Annotated in this window: 3 protein-coding genes; 2 read left to right on the forward strand and 1 reads right to left on the reverse strand. The window is 28.2% G+C overall.

Annotated elements, in window-relative coordinates; translation table 11 throughout:
• The first annotated feature begins 207 nt into the window (after positions 1–207).
• Together AACZ53_RS14225 and AACZ53_RS14230 are read left to right on the forward strand one after the other, a co-directional pair.
• A complete protein-coding gene (locus tag AACZ53_RS14225; protein ID WP_339839812.1) occupies positions 208–840 on the forward strand; it encodes a hypothetical protein in 633 nt (210 codons plus the stop codon).
• Positions 841–848: 8 nt separating this feature from the next.
• Positions 849–2,738 carry a hypothetical protein gene (locus AACZ53_RS14230; protein ID WP_339839814.1) on the forward strand — a complete coding sequence of 630 codons (1,890 nt, stop codon included), beginning with the start codon at positions 849–851 and terminating at the stop codon, positions 2,736–2,738.
• A gap of 55 nt (positions 2,739–2,793) precedes the next feature.
• Here the strand turns inward: AACZ53_RS14230 and AACZ53_RS14235 are convergent.
• Positions 2,794–3,392: coproporphyrinogen III oxidase (locus AACZ53_RS14235; RefSeq protein ID WP_339839816.1), on the reverse strand; the 599-nt coding region annotated here is incomplete at its 5' end.

Here is a 3,392-nt window from a genome sequence, read left to right on the forward strand (position 1 = left end):
TTCTTATAGATTCATTTATTCTTAATCTTCTACCTCTGTGTAATGGAAACATAATTTTTCTATATTTGATACAAAGATAAAAATACTAATTCTTTCTAAGTATTTAAATAGTTTAAATTTATCTTTTCATTAACTAAAGCTACATTAATTTTAAAAAAAGCCGTAATCTGGAATTAATTTTAATAAAATAAATCTTATTTTTGGAGCATGAGGAAATTAGTACTAATTACATTATGTATTTTATTTTCAAGTTGCTTTCAAGTAACTGAAAAAATAAACCATAGAACCAATAAAAGCCGAGATTATAGCTTGGTTATTGATTTTTCCGATTCTTGGGTAAAAACTAGAGCTGCCATAATGTTAGGCGAAGTGGATGGAGAAAAAATTCCAAGTGAAGCTGAAATGAAACAAAAATTAGCACAATTTAGAAACGATGCTTCAAAAATAAGAGGAGCTACAAAGATTTCTACATCTTATGATTTCAGTAATTACGTTTTTAAATTAAATTTTAGTTATAATTCATTAGAGAGTTTAAACGCAGTGTTAAATACTATTGATAAAGAAACTAAATTAGATCATTTTAAAGAAGCAAATGGAAAATTTGAACGAATCGCTTCTTATCCAATTCCAGAAAAATTAAAAGAAAAGAAAGATAAAAAAGAAGATTTAGAAGAGGCAAAAATTACAGCTGTTTATTCTTTTGATAAAGAAGTGAAGACAGTTCAAAATGCAAATAGTAAACTTTCAAAATCAAAAAAAACGGTTTTTTTAAAGCATAATGTATGGAGTGTTTTAAATGATAATAGCCTAATGAATAACTCCATCAGTTTTACTCCTTAATTTATAATATGAAAAAAATTTACGCACTATTACTTTTAGTACCCTTCTTTGTTTTAAGTCAAAACAACAAAGAAAATTATGATTACTTTGTTCAATTTAACACAACTCAGTTTGCAAAAAAAGTAAATATTGATAGCTTGTTTAGTCACAACTTATTTAAAAGTTTTAATAAGGAAAAATCCGATTTTAAATTAAAAGATTTTGTTGCTGTTTTTGATAAATCTAAAAATGCTACAATTCATGGTAATTTTAAAGACAGTATTTCATACACTCAAATTACTCTTCCAATTCTTGATGAAAAGAGAGTTGCTGAATTAATTCAACGAAAATTACAGAAAAACAAAAAATCAAAAGAGGATAAAATTGTAAAAAAATCAAATTATTCAATTTATTCGCCACCTAACGAAGATTATTCAATTGCATGGAACAAGAAGGTTTTAGTAATTTACACCAGCTATGATACTAAACCTAAAAATTACACAAATTATAATCCTTATGGAAACGTTTATGACGTTGAAGAAACAGTAAATGACAATTATTATGAAGAGGAAGCTGTTGAGGAAGTAAGGATTGAAAGCACAGAAATAGTAGATGAAGAATATGAAGAAGTAGAGGCCGAAGAAACGGAAGAAACAGTATATTATAAAAATGTAGAAGTTGTTGAAGTGGAAGCTGAAGAAGTGGATGAAGAGTATAATGATTACTATGATGAAGAGTATTATAAAAAAATAAGAGAAGAAAACGAAAACAGATTAGCAAAAGAAAGAAAAATAAAACAAGAAAGACAATCAAATGATATAGCTAAATTGTTTAAAAAAGGATTTGACATTCCAACTTCTTCAAAAGTGAATAAAGAGGCTGATATTTCTGCTTGGATGGACTATCAAGCTTTAACAGGAAAAATGAGTTCTTTATATTATCTTTTTGGAAAAATGACTCCAAATACAACTCCAAATACTTCAATGTATAGCATTAAAGGAATGGGAATGGATATGTTTTTTGAAGATGACAAAGCCAGAATTGAACAAACGGTTGAATATACAGAACCATTAGCGGCTGTAATGCAAAAGGTAATCTCTAGAAAACCTAATGAAAATATATACAATTATTTTCCAAAAAACGAACCATTAGGTTATTTTACTTATCACATGAGTACTGAAGAAATTCTAAAGAACTATCCAGCTATTATTGAACAATCTTTTTCTGCTTTGCCAATTGAAAAAGAAGGTTTAGATATTGCTATGGACTTAATGACTACTATAATTGATGAAGAAGCTACGGCAACGTTATTAGATGGAGATTTTACAATGTTTTTTCATGGAATGGAAAAGTTTGATTACACCTACAAATCGATTGAATATGACGATGATTACGAAGAAATTGAAGTGGAAAAAACGATTGTTAAAACCAAACCCGTTTTCTCATTTATCATGACCTCAACGCACCCAAAAATGAGCGAAAAATTATTAAAATTAGGATTAAGAAAGGATGTTTTAGTACAAGAAAATGGTAATTACAAAGTTAATGGAACTAAAGATTTTGGTGACATGTATATAATAAAAGAAGGAGATGTATTAGTGTTTACTAATGGTTTACAATACATAAACAAAGGTTCTCAATCAGATTTTTCTAAGAAAGTTGCTAAAGAAACATCCGATAATTATTTTACTGGAAACTTCAACATTCAAAATTTCATTAAAAGCTATATGTTAGTAGAAGACTTTGGAAGAGACACGGCAAAAGCTTTACGTTTTGCCGACCAATTTAGAAATATTGAAATGAAATCTTCAAATAAATTAGACGGAAATAAAATGAAAGTAGAAATGAATTTGAATTCAAATTTTTCTAATAAAAACATCATTTTACAAACTTTAGATTTGATTGATTATATGAAATAATCTTAAAATTCAACTACTAAAAAAGAGCAGTAATTTAAGGATTACTGCTCTTTTTTTATATCCATTCTTTTGGATTCATTAATGTTTTAATTAGTTCTTCTTCATCACTTCCTGACTCAGGATGATGATCATATACCCATTGCACGTGTGGTGGCAAACTCATTAAAATACTTTCAATTCGACCGTTTGTTTTTAATCCAAATAATGTTCCTTTATCATGAACCAAATTGAATTCAACATAACGGCCACGACGAATTTCTTGCCAATTCTTTTGAAGATCAGTATATGATAAATCTTTACGTTTTTCAACAATTGGAACATAAGCTTCTAGAAAACTATTTCCAACTTCCGTTACAAAGTTGTACCAAGCTTCCGTTTTCATTTCTTCAGTTTCTTTGCAATAATCAAAGAATAATCCACCAATTCCACGAGCTTCATTTCGATGTACATTCCAGAAATAAGCATCACATTGTTTTTTAAATTTTGGATAGAACTCTGAATTATGTTTGTCACAAGCAGTTTTACAAGTCAGGTGAAAATGAGTAGCGTCTTCTTCAAATAAGTAATAAGGTGTTAAATCTTGACCGCCACCAAACCAACTGTTGATTACGTTACCGTTATCGTCATACATTTCAAAATACCTCCAATTGGCAT

The organism is uncultured Flavobacterium sp., from assembly GCF_963975005.1.
In the GTDB taxonomy this organism is placed as follows: domain Bacteria; phylum Bacteroidota; class Bacteroidia; order Flavobacteriales; family Flavobacteriaceae; genus Flavobacterium.